General features: G+C 27.5%; 11 protein-coding genes. 5 read left to right on the forward strand and 6 right to left on the reverse strand.

Going from position 1 to position 14,877, the window contains the following annotated elements; all coding sequences use genetic code 11:
* Nucleotide 1: 1 nt before the first annotated feature.
* Both A7L45_RS06060 and A7L45_RS06065 read left to right on the forward strand, forming a co-directional pair.
* Nucleotides 2-1,420 carry a DUF262 domain-containing protein gene (locus A7L45_RS06060; RefSeq protein ID WP_071611941.1) on the forward strand — a complete coding sequence of 473 codons (1,419 nt, stop codon included), beginning with the start codon at nt 2-4 and terminating at the stop codon, nt 1,418-1,420.
* A gap of 295 nt (nt 1,421-1,715) precedes the next feature.
* Entirely contained in the window at nt 1,716-4,805 is a 3,090-nt protein-coding gene (locus A7L45_RS06065; RefSeq protein ID WP_071611942.1) for an HD domain-containing protein, read from the forward strand.
* Nucleotides 4,806-5,179: 374 nt separating this feature from the next.
* Here A7L45_RS06065 and A7L45_RS06070 read toward each other — a convergent pair whose 3' ends face one another.
* The 6 genes from A7L45_RS06070 to A7L45_RS06095 form a co-directional block, all read right to left on the reverse strand.
* Nucleotides 5,180-5,680: a hypothetical protein gene (locus A7L45_RS06070; RefSeq protein WP_071611943.1), complete on the reverse strand. Its 501-nt coding sequence runs from the start codon at nt 5,678-5,680 to the stop codon at nt 5,180-5,182.
* A 904-nt stretch (nt 5,681-6,584) separates the two neighbouring features.
* A complete protein-coding gene (locus A7L45_RS06075; RefSeq protein ID WP_071611944.1) occupies nt 6,585-6,782 on the reverse strand; it encodes a helix-turn-helix domain-containing protein in 198 nt (65 codons plus the stop codon).
* Between the two features lie 193 nt (nt 6,783-6,975).
* A complete protein-coding gene (locus A7L45_RS06080) occupies nt 6,976-7,302 on the reverse strand; it encodes a hypothetical protein (RefSeq protein WP_071611945.1) in 327 nt (108 codons plus the stop codon).
* A gap of 24 nt (nt 7,303-7,326) precedes the next feature.
* The gene (locus A7L45_RS06085) at nt 7,327-7,638 is read right to left on the reverse strand and encodes a YkgJ family cysteine cluster protein (protein ID WP_071611946.1); all 312 of its coding nucleotides are present in this window, start codon (nt 7,636-7,638) and stop codon (nt 7,327-7,329) included.
* Between the two features lie 205 nt (nt 7,639-7,843).
* The gene (locus A7L45_RS06090; protein WP_084647368.1) at nt 7,844-8,380 is read right to left on the reverse strand and encodes a JAB domain-containing protein; all 537 of its coding nucleotides are present in this window, start codon (nt 8,378-8,380) and stop codon (nt 7,844-7,846) included.
* Between the two features lie 800 nt (nt 8,381-9,180).
* Nucleotides 9,181-9,570, reverse strand: coding sequence for a hypothetical protein (locus A7L45_RS06095; protein WP_071611947.1), 390 nt, complete (start codon nt 9,568-9,570; stop codon nt 9,181-9,183).
* 608 nt (nt 9,571-10,178) lie between these two features.
* Between A7L45_RS06095 and A7L45_RS06100 the strand changes: the two genes are divergently transcribed.
* The 3 genes from A7L45_RS06100 to A7L45_RS06110 all read left to right on the forward strand — a co-directional run bounded on the left by A7L45_RS06100 (nt 10,179) and on the right by A7L45_RS06110 (nt 14,856).
* Nucleotides 10,179-10,358 carry a hypothetical protein gene (locus tag A7L45_RS06100; RefSeq protein ID WP_224616744.1) on the forward strand — a complete coding sequence of 60 codons (180 nt, stop codon included), beginning with the start codon at nt 10,179-10,181 and terminating at the stop codon, nt 10,356-10,358.
* A 385-nt stretch (nt 10,359-10,743) separates the two neighbouring features.
* Complete coding sequence (locus tag A7L45_RS06105) at nt 10,744-12,300, forward strand: hypothetical protein (protein ID WP_071611948.1); 1,557 nt, start codon at nt 10,744-10,746, stop codon at nt 12,298-12,300.
* A gap of 75 nt (nt 12,301-12,375) precedes the next feature.
* Complete coding sequence (locus A7L45_RS06110; protein ID WP_071611949.1) at nt 12,376-14,856, forward strand: sacsin N-terminal ATP-binding-like domain-containing protein; 2,481 nt, start codon at nt 12,376-12,378, stop codon at nt 14,854-14,856.
* Nucleotides 14,857-14,877 lie beyond the last annotated feature (21 nt).

Below are 14,877 nucleotides of genomic sequence, written 5' to 3' on the forward strand. Positions count from 1 at the left end.
AATGAATGAAATAGGAGTAGCTACAAATAAAAAGTTAATTGAATTATTTAATATGATGAAAAGTGGTAGCCTCATTCTTAGACCACGTTTTCAAAGAAATTTGGTTTGGAATCATGAACACAAAGAAAAATTTATAGAAACTATTTTAAAAGGGTTGCCATTCCCTGAGATATATTTGGCTGATGGTGAGATTGATTTAGAAAAACAAACATCTACCATGGTGGTTGTTGACGGACAGCAGAGACTAGGAACAATAAATGAGTATATTAAATCAGATGAATTTATAATAAGTAATATAAAAAAGTTTTCAGAGTTGACTGATGATGAAAAGAAAAGCTTTTTTGATTATAAAATAGTAGTTAGGGATTTAGGAAGAATAACTGACGAATTGGTATTGGATATTTTTAACAGAATCAATTCTGTACAATACGCTCTAAACTCTATGGAAATAAGAAATGCATTATATCAAGGAGAGTTTATTCAAACTGCAAAAATTATAATTGAAAATGGTAAAGAGTTTTTTGAGAAAACGGAAATTTTTAGCTTAGAAGAATCTTCGAGAATGGATGATATCGAGTATATACTATTAATTATGTCTACATTGGAAGAAGGTGGATACTTTGCAGGGAAAAAGGAGATAGAAACATATGTAAAAATGAATGATGAAAAATATTTAAATAAAGATAATATGATTAAAGATATTAATTATGCAATAAAATTAATAGATGATTGTAAATTACCTAATGATACAATGTGGTACAAAAAATCTAATTTCTTTAGTCTTGTAATAGAGTTAGTTATGTTCAATAAAGATTATGAAGCTATAAATGATGTAGGTATTTTAGTAAGTTTGCTTGAGGAGCTTCAAGAAAAGATATATGATAATAAGAAAGGAAACAATGAGTTTTCTGAATATTACTTATATATATTTCAATCAACTCAAAGTAGAAAAGGTAGGGAAATCAGAGGAAAGCTAATCAGAAAAAATTTAAGAGAGATGAGAATTAGAGCTGAATTAACGAGTATAATTAATGAAAAATTTATTGATGAAGTAAGTAATAAAGCATGTGAAATAGTAATTGATGGAAGTGCTTTAGGTAAGTTATATGGAGATTTCGGATTACAATTTGATTATTTAGATTATGATTGTCTCGAGGGCATAGCAATAAGTTCTATAACATGCACTGAAGATAGTGAAGGTATCATTTATGCTGGGAATATAGAGATGCTTGTATCAATTTCACCTGGAACCCACTATTCTGGTGAACGAATTGATTGGTCAGGTGTAGAAATATTGCTTAGTGGTAATTTTGAGTTAACAAAGGTTAAAATTGGTGAGACCTATGATGGATTTGAAATAAATGATTTGAAATTTATTAAAAGATATTATAGCGAAAGTGGAGATACTATAACTAATTGAGAGATTATGGTTGACTATAATATTTAGTTTAAAAATACAACAAATAGAAATTACTAATGTAAATTAAAACCTAAAAGAAGAACAAATTACGAGTATTTGTAATCTGTTCTTCTTTTAAAAGTCTACGTTATACTTGTTAAGGTGAACCGTACCATAAGTAAATGCAAAAACTGATGTTAGCCACTGATATATAAGGGTAACAGCAGTTTTTGTGTTGAAAACACTGTATCATAAGCAAGGTGAATTTGTTATAATGTTATAAAAAGGATACATTAACAATACTAGGGGGGACTGTATGGCTATAATTAATAATATAGAGGGGATAAAAGACACAACGTTATGGAAGAAACTAGATTGTGGGTTCGGTGAAAGGGATGAAGATGTAGCAAGAATGTTGGCATCTAATTTGTTAATAACATGTAATAATGCAATAACAAGAATGAAAAAGTTTCCTTCGTTACATTCACAGTATACTCTTCATGATGAAGTTCATTTATTAAGAGTTACAGAAATAATGGCAATGATACTATCGCAAGAAGTTCTAGAGTTATTAAACCCAATAGAGATAGCTTTATTAATTTTATCTGCATTCTACCATGATCAAGGCATGATACTCGATGATGATAAGATTAAAACGTTACAAAGTAGTGATGAATTTAATTTATTTAAACAAAATTGGATTATAGAACATCCAAACTTTAATGACATCCAAAAAAGGGTTAATGATAATGATTTTAGTACAGAAGAAAAAGAAAGGTGTATAAGAGCATATACTGAACTACAAGATGCGTTGCTAACTGATTATATTAGAATTAATCATGGTGAGGAATCTAAAAATTATGTGTATGATGAATTTAAAGAGGATTCCTTATGGAAAATTAATGGAACCAATATTGCTGATTATGTAGGGAAGTTATGTAAATCACATAATGAAGATATAGCAAATATAAATGAAGTTAATGGATTTAGGGTAGATGAAAATATAGCTACATATAAAGTAAATATGAAGTTTTTAGCTGTAATATTGAGGTTAGCGGATATATTAGATTTTGATAGAGATAGAACCCCTGACTCTATTTACAAAACGATTCACTTTTCAAATAATGTTAGTTTAATTGAATGGGAAAAACATAGATCAGTATATGGATGGGAAATTAATAAGAATGCAATAAGATTTACAATGAAATGTGAGCATCCAATATATCATAGAGCAGCATTGCAATTTATGGATTGGATAGATGAGGAATTAATAAAATCACATAATTTAGTTAAGAACTTTCCAGCATATGTAGCGAAGTATAAATTAGATACACCTACAAGTGTTGATAGAAGCAGAATAGAAGCTAAGGATAATTGTTATATTTATCATAATTTGGAGTTTTCATTATCTAGAGATGAAATAGTTAAATTACTTATGACAGAAGATTTATATGAATCATCATCAATATGCATAAGAGAATTACTACAGAATTCGTTAGATGCATTGAGACATAGAAAGTGTATTTTCAAAAAAGAATTAAATATTAATTGGATTGATGGAAAAGTCCAATTCAAACATGAGGTCGATGAATATGGAAGAGAAATTGTTACATGTGTAGATAATGGAATTGGCATGGATGAAAAGATAATAACTAGTTTTTTAACTAAGGCTGGGAGGAGTTATTATAAATCGCCAGAATTTTTAAAAGATAGAGAGTCATTAGCTTCTTCTGGTATAAATTTTGACCCATGTTCTCAGTTTGGAATTGGATTTATGTCATGCTTTATGTTAGGCGATACAATTATTATAAAAACAAGAAGAGATTATGGATACAGTATTGGGAAAGGAAAGCCTTTAATAGTCGAGATAAATGGATTAAATGGAATCGTAGTATTAAAAAATGGTAAAGAGGTCCAAGCTGTAGGAACAAGTATTAAAATAATAGGTAGAAATAAGCCGCCATATTTAGACAGATGGTCAGATAAAGTGAAACTAATTGAAATTTTAAATGGATATGCATTAGGGTGTGAGTTTAACATAGACGCTGAATGTTTAATAGATGAAATTAAAGATAAAGTTTCAATACCTAATAGAATAGTACCTCCAAAAACATTTATTGAAAAAGCAAATATAAATGAGAATAGTTATAAAACATTTGAACAAGATTTATCAGAAATTAATAATAATTTAAATGGAATGATGAGAGTAAGTTTATTGGTTGATTATAATGGTAAGTTTACTTTAGAAAACGATGAAGCTAAATGGGATAACAAAGACCCAAATGAAAGAAATATATTTGTAATAAAAAATGATCTAAATAAAAGGGTTTATGCTCAACATTTAGATAAAACATGTTGCGACGGGATACTTGTATGTGGAACTCCTGGTAATGGTGATAAACGATTACGTTTAGGTGAACGAGCTAATGTAGTACATGCTGGTATAGAGTCATTTTTAATTGATATTAGGGGGAATATAAAACCAGTATTAACACCAGCAAGAATTCCAAAAGAAGACCGTTTTAATTTACATCCATCTTGGAAAAGAGTCCAAGAGATGATTGATATAGCACAAGGAATGTTGTGGGGTAAGATATTAAAACAAATAAATACAAAAGAAGAAATGGAAGTATTTATAAAGTTAACAAGTATATACAGAGTAAATTTAGAAAATATATCACTTGATTATATATTTAATAAATTATTTGTTTCATTTCAAAGCAGTAATGAGAAAACCGAATGGATTAAATTATCTGAAGTAGATAGGTTAGAAATGGTACAAGAAGGTGATGAAATAAAATTATATGCAGATAAAGATAACTTTGTTAAAACTAATCAGGATATAAAATCATATGATGAAAAGAGTTCTGGAAGTGTTTCTGATGACAATATAAGAAGAGCAATAATTAGTATATCATCAATAGAGATGGAAAATAATAAAATATTTTTGAAATTAGAAAGACCAAATCAAGCAGAGTTACAGTTAAGCAAATATAAAATAGATAGCTCAATAATAAGGGTTAATTTATTAAAATATAATGGTGAAGCAAGAAATTATATAGTAGTACAGACCCCAGTTTATACTGCTAATAGATATCACAGCCTAGTTAGGTACGTTTTTGAAAATAGGTTTAACAACAATGAAGATATATTACCAGAATTTGCAAGAAGTTTAATAATATTTTTAAATGATAAAAAAGATGTTTTAGATATTATTAATAATAAGGTATCTAGAAGAATGTATAGATTAGGTTGTTTATATAACTCAATAAGATGGGATGATTATAATGATGATTTTAAGCCAACTTATAATATGTGGAATAAGGAGGCTGGTACTATTGCTATAACAAATGATGATTTCGATAAGTGGGCAAAAACAAAGCCGTATGACTTGGATGTTTGGTAAAAATGTAATTAAAATATATAACCTCACTTACAAGTGGTACGGAGAACCTTATCCAATCCTAGTATTATTGAGAATAAAAGAAATAATAAGTAGCAATGTGGCGCCGATATGACGACAAAATAATCGTCACTAAGCCACACCAATAATAATTAGATGAGGATTTGAACTCGAGAGGGTGCAAAGCGTTAAGAAAATGCGAGGTTATCACATTTTTAGCTATGAGTAGACACGGAAAGGGTGGAAACGTGACATTTCAGTTACTTTATGTTTAAATTTCTTATGAACTTACCTCTTTTCTAAAATAAAATATAACAGCTCCTTGCAAACCATTGTTTACATGAAGCTGTTAATATTAAATATTTATTTATGAGTGTTTATAATAAACTTTTTCTAATCTCAAATAAATAGTTTTTTCTTATAATAAGAAAATATATAATTTGAACAATCAACATAATTCCTATGATCTGTAATGTGGGTACAGTTATCTCAATTCCAAAAGCACATTTTAATGAACTAATAGCAAAGAAAAAATGTACAACAGCAATTATATATGGGAGTAAAAATAATACCCCTGTTCCAGTATTTAACATAGACGCCATTGTAATACCCTTAATGGCTCCTTCAAAGCCAAAACCTCCACCAACAAATTTATTTCTGTAAGCTTTTCTTAGTGATCTAAATTCATTACTTTCTTTTGAGTTTGAATTAATTTGACTGTATTCATAATATACTTTATCAAAGGCGGTATTCCATGGTATTAGTATATTATCAATGTTTTTGCTTAGAAATGTTTGTTCATCTATCGTATAGATTTTTTTATTAGATAGAAGTTGCATGGAATGTTCTAATGGATATGCTAATAATTTGTATATCAAAGATTCACCCTCAGTTAGAAATTTATCGAGAGAATTAAAATGTATATATTCTTCCTCAAATAAATCAGAAACTTCCAATGCTATTTTAGAAAATTGAATATACAGCTTGTTATATTTTTCAAAATCATCACCAATTGTTAAATTTGTATCGTAAACTTTGTACCTGATTTTATCTCCTTTTTATAAATTTTTATTAATGCTCAGCGATTAAATATATTTATGTATCTTGATATGTTCCTCACGGGTAATTACATATCCATTAGGTATCATTAGTATAATATACGCTTATAAATATATACAAATCCACTGGCCTATAAGTATAGGGCACATTATACTTGAATATTTTAGGTATGCATATTTATTTTAAGATTCTATACTTGTAGAATTATGATTACCCTCAGTGTATCCTGGCGTTATTATTTTTTTAACTCATAACTATGCTTTAATGGAATCAACAAGATATATCAATAAAATAACTTTTATTACATAAAAAAGAACTATACATATAATTTGGTACAAGCTGATTATATATAAAGTTACAAACATAATCAATACTATGAGTAAAATAGTATTAATATTCAATTGAAAGCATCACAGTAGAGCAGCCTCCAAAATTAAGAATATATATTATTAGTTATTCGATATTTTGAAGTTATTATAAAATAATCTTTAAATTCTGGTTGATCTTGAAGTAGCACAAAAAAATCAGGTGAAGGGAATATTATTAAATTTACAAAAGTATGCAAATATAAAGGTAAAATTAAACAATTAGTAGCATATCCTCTAGGTTGTATCATTGTTGTTATGAGACGATAAAAATCTAGTTAATATTAATCTTTCAACATGATAAAAACTGATTATTATAGCATATAATTATTGTAATACAAAAAAATACAGTAACTAATTAAGTTACTGTATTGATTAGGCCACTCTTTTCAAGTATATACTTTTCTACAGCCATTTTAGGTATTTTCCATTTTCGTCCTTCTCTAAAAGATTTAAGCTCACCACTATTTAATAGATCATATACTGTATTTTTACCAATTCCCAATATCTCGCAAAGCTCTTCAACATTTAACAGATCGTTGTAGTCGTTAAACATAGTCATTAACCTCCTTAATAAATTATCTATACATTTATGTTAATTACCTATATGTAGAACTCTTACTTATTAAAGATAAATAAATTAAATAATACAGACATAAAAGAATAATATATAAGTTACGACAAATTAAGGTAAAAAATAAAGGACACCATTTATACTGATGTCCTTATTTTACTTAGTTCGTCAATTTTTATGAATCGCTGAAACAAGATCTTCTTATTTCATTTGCGGCGGTTAGTACAACTGTATTACCTGTAATAGTAGCTGATGATGTTGTTATTAATCCTACTGTTTCAGCAGCTACTACTGATGTACCTATGCTTGTAGCAGTAATAGCAGCTGCCATACCTACTGTTGTTGCTGCAGTTGTAACTCCTACTGCAATAGCTGAACCTACTATTGGAATTGCAGTGACTGCTGTAGTTGTAGCAGCTGCGGCAACTACTAAGGCAGCAGCTGTACTAGTAACTACTGTGGTTGCAAAAGGTATTGCAGCTAATATTAATGGAAATGGCATTTTTATCAACTCCTTTCAATAAATTTACTTAGTATGTAATATTACATGTTGCTCAATAGGTATTCCATGTTTAGTTTGAATTAGTTTACATATTTTTAAATTTTTCCAATAAAACGTGTCTTTATCCATATAGGTGAAAAGGTTTTTATACATTTTATCAACTTGGCATATTTCTGGCCTGGTGTCATATATAGAACAAAGATTATTTATCAAAAAAGTACATATTCCATAGCCATTATCAAATGCAGTTAACTGAGGTATATTACCAATTTGTCTGCAACATAAACTACATACAGTACATGGAAACTTATTTTCAGCGGTATTATCTTCTTTCATTTGAGCCCCTTACATCTATTTTAGATAGTTTATTATGTTATCTTCCAAAGTTCTGTCTGCGTGCAGATCTCTAATCATTTCATTACATAATAAGCTTAGTGGATTAATTTTAGATTGTTCTAAATAAGTAATGAAACGATTATAAAAGAGGTAGGCATATTTTTTTGATGTGATATCATAAATAAATCTAGTGTTAATCTGTTTTTTATAAAATCCCTTTTTCTTTAAGACTTATGAAGATACCATCTCCTACAATGATATGGTCTACTAGTTCGATTCCTAATAATTTGCCGCATTCTTTAAGCCTATGAGTAATCGAAATATCTTCATTGGAAGGATTTGGACATCCTGAGGGGTGGTTATGATAAAGGAGTATACTAGCTGCGTTACTTAAAATAGCGGTTTTAAAGACTTCACGAGGGCTTACTAAAGATGTGTTTAAGGTTCCTATACTACATAGGTTGATAGTTATGGGTACGTTCTTTGTATCTAAGGAGCATACAAATAGCTCTTCTCTATCAGCAAAATCAAAAAAATCTTTAATAAGATTATAAGCATCTGTAGGGGAATTAACCTTTCTATTTTTATATAAAACACTCGACTCTTTTATCATTTTTATAGTAACTACATTAACTCGTTTTGCAGGAATTAATTTTTTAGTCTCTATAGTATCCTTATCATCAAATTCCATAACGGTTTGATTTTGATTAATTTCGCGTACACAGTAAATACATTTTGGCATAAAAAAACCTCCTATATTTTATTTAGAATAAATAAGAGAAAATTGATTATTTTATTAATTGATTTCTCTTCATTCACTTATATAATATGTAGTTGATTATTTAAATAATAGCAAAAGTGGTTAAGATAAGTAAACTTTGAGGAGATATTGGATAAAAATTAAGACGTTGACACTAAAGAAAAATTAAACAGTTATATTTATTATGTATAAGTAGTATATTATTCATAAATAGCTGAAGAAATTTAACGGTGCTTTATTAGAGTAAGGCTAATAGCACTGTAATTTCAGTAGGTGTAAGATATTAATGAAAATAGGAATACATAAGTTTTTGGATAAATTAAAATAAAATGAACACCACTATGGATTTTGAATTGTAGGGGTGTGCACTCTTTATCAGAAAATATGAAGCAGTATAAGGGCTTTAATTGAGAGTGAACTGCTTTTGTTGGTTTAATATTTTTGTATTTGAATTAAAAAAGCTTCTATAATATCCTTTGCTGAGAGGGATGATCTTTGGGCGAGTTGCAAGAAAATATAATGATTTATTATATGAGGACAGGATTAAAACTGCCTTGTCTTTTTTTATGCCCGTAAAGGGGAAATGCTTCAAGGCACAGAAATTTTATGGAATGAATATTTAGACTACTATTATTTGATGTGTAAGAAGTAGAGCATGGGAGAAAAATCATTTTATAAAGGAATGCAGAATGAACCAAAAGCCTATGAAGCAATTCATAGACTAATTGTTATCATACTATCTAATTTCATCTTATTATTAAAGTGTATTGTTGAATAACCTTTTAATTGCTACTAATTTTTTTACCTGTGTACGGAAACACCAAAACTTCTTTTGTTTTATATTTCTCAGGTTTTTCATCAAACCACCAAAACTTATAAGACATGCTCCATTGAGCACCTGCCCTTTTTAAATCTTCTTTAATTTCATAAGTATTTCTTTTTGTTACAATAAAAAGAGTTGGTGGTTCTATTTCAAGAATTTCTTTATTTTCAACTCTTTCAAGAAACTTATCCTCTGGAATTCTTTCTCTCATACACATTCCTGGTTGGTCAGTATATTTATTACCTGTCAACCATACATTGTACTTTTCATCTTCCAAGCTTTCAACATAATATAAATTATAAAATATATTATCCTCTTCACCTTTAATAAAAAAATATTTACCAATCATAAACAAATCCCTCCTTAGCATACTATCGAAGGATTTGTTATTAAGTTTAGTATTTTTAGTAAATACTTATATTCTTATTTCTATTCATTATGTCTCCATAATTAAGTAATGCCCTGCTAATTTTGAAAGGAAAAGTGGTTTTCAGGATATTATTTCTTTATTTGATGATCACAATGCATTGAATTCTTACCTTGTTAACGAGATATCAGACCATAGAAATGCATACTTGGTTATTGAAAATGAAAAGATTGAGGAAGAAGGCCTTCAAAGAAAATAGTATGGCAATGTAAAACTTATATACAGTAAGGTAAGGATGTTTGTACTGCAAAATATGTTAACGAAAAGGTATTAGAAAAAGCTTTTATAAATGTATTTAGACTTAAAGTTAATAATGAAGGATTTATTTAAACGCTAAGTAAAAATATAGAAGAGGTATTATCTCAAAGAGCCGAGAATACTGATTTAATTATAATTGAAAATGAGATTGAAGCTTCCAAGGAAGAATTAAAGGGCAAATGGATTAAGGAGTTTATAATGAAGAATAGGTAAGGCTTTCAGGTGAACTTGAAGAGTTAAGGCATGAGAAGGTTAAGTCCGAAAAAGGTAATTTGAGTATTGAGCAATATAAGCAGAGAGTAGTTGAAATTATAAAAGTTACAAATGAGCAGGAAGGATCACTTTCAGAATTTGATGATAATATATTTAATGCGTTGGTTGAGAAGATTAAAATTCTTCAACCAACGTATTTTGTTTTTGTGTTGAAGAATGGGCTGAGGGTAGATGCTTAACTAAAATAAAAGAATTATGAAATGTGAAAAAATTGAACAGTTTTTTTAAGAATGTGGTTCCTTCAATAGATACAATTATATAAAGGGTGTGTGTGATGTTACAGGAGAAGTTTTTCTAACACAAGAATATAATCATATTGCATTGAATATTTTCAAGTCATAAGAATTATTATTATTTACATTTAATGTGGCTATATATGAGAATGAAAATTAATTAAACAATGCAATTTTTGTTAAAAATTTAGTTAAATGTAATATAATTTGGTATATATATAGAAATTTAGAATATTATAAAATATAATGTAATTATAATGATTTATAAATATATTAAGAATGCCAAATCATATATTTTTGTTATTAAATAGTTTTAAGATGGAGGAAACAAATGATTTTTTTATATAAATATCGGTTAAAGCGTAAGGATGATTTTGTGATAGTAAAACTAAATTCTTTATTTCATGATGAAAATATTAAAAAAGCTTTGGAAGAGACTTTTGATGAGAATTTAATAAGTGCTACTGTTTATAAAAATTATTATGAGTTTAGGCTAAATAAAAAAGCAAAACAAGGTGAGTTACGAGCAATGGGAAGGAGAATTGCCAAATTAGATAGTTATTTAAATAGTATCAAACAAAAATATGAAGGTAGTAATCAGTTATTTAAAAGAATACATACCAGTAGAAGTAAATACTATGCTTTATTAGAAAGTGTAACTCAAATTGATAAAGAAAATTATCGCTTAATTTTTGATGCTACATTCGATATAGGTTTTTTGAATAATGATAATGATAATTATGATGGTGAAGAAAAGATTAATATTTTAAGGAATTTAGAAGGATTTACTTTGGAATTGATTTTACCTAAATTTAAAGCTGAAAACATTTTAACAAAATATGAAGGTAACATAGATTTTCAATTATATAATTGGTATATCTTAGATGCAAATTATGAAAATAAAGAGCAACTTACTTATGGAGCTAACATTTATTTCAGTCGAAGTTTAGGTGAAATGGAAGAAGAAAATATTGAAGAGATAAAAAAAGTTGAGGATGAAAAATTTTTAACAAAAATAGATAATTATTTTGATTTAAAAAGTTTAGATTTCAAGGTCGTTGAGGGTGAAATCTTTAATGGTTCAAAGCTTAGCCCATTAAATATAGAATCTGTTTCAATATTCAATGTAGGGCAAGGTAGCTGTGCAGCTATATGTGATTCCGAAGCTAGACCAATACTATATTTTGATTTTGGAGAAGCATATGGGCAAGATAAGCAGTATTGTCCCATAAATCAGAGATTTTGCTTATGCAATAATCCCTATGTAATACTTTCACATTGGGATAAAGATCATTGGTTTGGAGCATTAAGATTTAATAAAATAATAGACAACAAGTGGATAGTTCCTTATCAGAAAATAGGAGTAGAAGCATATAAGCTTGCAGATAGTATTTCAGCAAAGGGTAATTTATTTTTATGGGAAGATACAAAAAAAGAATTGAAAACATCATTTGGCTACATTTTTAAATGTAAAGGAAAGGCAAATCATAGGCATAATAATGGATTGGGAATATTTGTAGAGATAAAGAAAGAAGATAATATGGTGAAAAAATATTTATTGCCTGGTGATAATCGATATAGATATATTGATAGTAAGTTTTTGCACGATTTAGATGGTTTAGTAGCTTCTCATCACGGAGGTATCTATTTTGATAAGAAATCAGATATTTCTACAATAATACCTAAAAATACAAAAAACGGGAAAATAGTATATTCTGCAGGCGATAATAGTTCTCATGGACATCCATCACGAGATAATGATTATTTAGGAAGAGGTTGGATTGAAAGATTAGATACAAAAAACGGACATTGTGTATTAGGTTTGGATGCTATAAAGTTACCTAATTGTAAAGGTATGAATTGTGATTTGGAAATTAAACAAATCTAGAAAGGTTTATATTGTGTGTTTATAAAAATATAATATGGTTGAGCAAATCTAAAAATTTTGTGCTGGAGGCTAAAAATGACAACTCTTAATGAAAAATTTCAATTTATTAATAAAAGAGAAGAACTTAATAAAGCAATTATTGATAATGGTGCAGAAAAAATATATGAGGTACTAGCTAATTTATATACAAATTCAACTCATTTTATATATGAAATCATTCAAAATGCTGATGATGCAAAAGCAGAAAATATAGAATTTGATTTATATGAAGATAAGGTAATTATTTCTCATGATGGGAAAAGATTATTTGACTTAGATGATATTAAAGGGATAACGGGAATAGGAAAGTCATATAAGGAAAAGAACAAAGGTTTAATAGGTAAATTTGGTATAGGATTTAAATCAGTATTTTGTATAACGGAAAGACCTGAAATCCAATCAGGAGAGTATAATTTTACTATAAAGAATTTTGTTATTCCAGAAATAACAAAACGAGAGGATAAATTAAATAAGACTGTTATAATATTGCCGTTTAAACAGGAGAATATAAAATCCATATTTGAAAGTATAGAAAAAGAATTTAATAAAATAGATCTAAGAGAAATTATTTTTTTGAATAAAGTTCATAATGTCATATTTAAGTGTAATGGTAAAGTAAGGCGCTTACAGAAAGAATTAAAGGAAAAAATCGATGAGAATATTTCAATAGTTAATCTAAAGTCTGAAAATGAAATTTATAAATATATTTTAATTTCAAAATATGATAATGTAACGAAAAAAATAGAAGTTGCCTATAGTATAGAGGAGGATGAATTTGGTTCTGAAATTATAGTTCCTGATATAATAGATGAAAATAATTATATAAATGTATTTTTCCCAACAAAACATGAAACTGATTTGAAGTTTTTAGTACATGGTGCATATAAGATAAAACAAAATAGAGAAAATATTGATATAAATGATGAATATAATACAAAATTAACTAAGGAAATAGGACAAGTTATAGCTAAGTCTATATTACAAATAAAAGAAATTAAAGAAAGTTTATATTTAAGTATTTTCAATGTCCTTCCGATTACGGAAAGTACAAATTCATTTTATAGCATAATATTTGATAATGTAAAGGAAATACTTGGAAAAGAAAGAATTTGGCTAAATATTGATGGAAAATATGTCTTTAAAGAAAACTTGGTAGTTCCTTATAATAAAGGTATTACCGATCTTTTTTCTCCAAGAGAGTTGTCTTTTGATGATTTTCAATGGGTTAATGCTACTGTTACTCATAATGAAAACACCAAAAAGTATTTATTGAATATTTTAAAAACAAAGATCATAACGGATGAGGTTATAAGGGATAAAATCACACCAGAGTTGTTGCTTTTAAAAGGAGAAAATTGGTTAATTAAATTCTATAAATATGTTTTTGAGAAAAAAGATAATAAATTTATTAGATGGAATAAGTTTAAAGCAGTAGCAATTATCATGTTAGAAGATAATAGTTTTTCAAAAGTAATTGATGAAAATAATGGTTCAAGTCTATACTTTAAACCGAATGAAAACGCAGAAATTTACAAGGGATATAATTTTGTGAAGGATTCATTTAGAAATGATGAAGAGATATGTAATATATTTCAACAAATAAATATTATAGAAATTGACATGATTGTTTTTATAAATGAGTATATTAAAGAATACTATAAAAAAGAAAATATTAGTCTAGGGCTAGATGTGTATTTTGAGTGGTTTGATGAGATTTTGAGTTATTATGAAGCTTTGAATAATAAAACAGCACAATATAAAGGTTTGATAAAATCACTGCAAGAGATACCATTTATAATATCAAGTAAAGATGATAAATATTATCTACACAAAGCAAATGAATTATATTTTGATAAAAATTTAAGCGATCTTTATGAAGGAATTAGTGATATTAAATTTATTGATTATAAATTATATAGAGATAGAGTTAATAGTAATGACTCTTTGTTATTTAACTTTTTAATAAAATTAGGAGTTGTTAATGGAGTTCCTTTTTCTAATGAATATATTAGCGAAGGATTAAAGAGTAGTTTAAGAGCAAAAATGGGATTTACAAAATCTCCATATGGACAGGAAATTAATAATTATTCGTTACTGTATTTAGAAGAAATTATAAAAAAATTAACACCTGAGAACTCGAAGAGATTATGGGAACTATTGAGTGCGATGCTTGAAGATATATCATTTAAATACTATTTTACAGGTGAATACAAATGGCATTATGACGGTTATTGGCATACTGAATATTTTCAATCTAATATGATAGATATTCTAAAAAAGGAGAAATGGTTGTACATTGAAGGGGAATATAGAAAACCTTCGAATGTAACGAAAGTGAGGCTGAAAGATAGTGGGTATAACATTAATAGTAAATTAATAAGCTTTTTAGATATTGACGATAGCATTCCAAAAGAATTAGGGAATATAATTAATGTACTAAAGCCTTATAGCAAACAAGAAGTTTTAGAGTTTATTATTTATTTGAAGAAGGTTTTAGAAATTCAAGAGCAGTATTAAGAATATAATAAGTGATCAATG

Source organism: Clostridium estertheticum subsp. estertheticum (genome assembly GCF_001877035.1).
In the GTDB taxonomy this organism is placed as follows: domain Bacteria; phylum Bacillota; class Clostridia; order Clostridiales; family Clostridiaceae; genus Clostridium_AD; species Clostridium_AD estertheticum.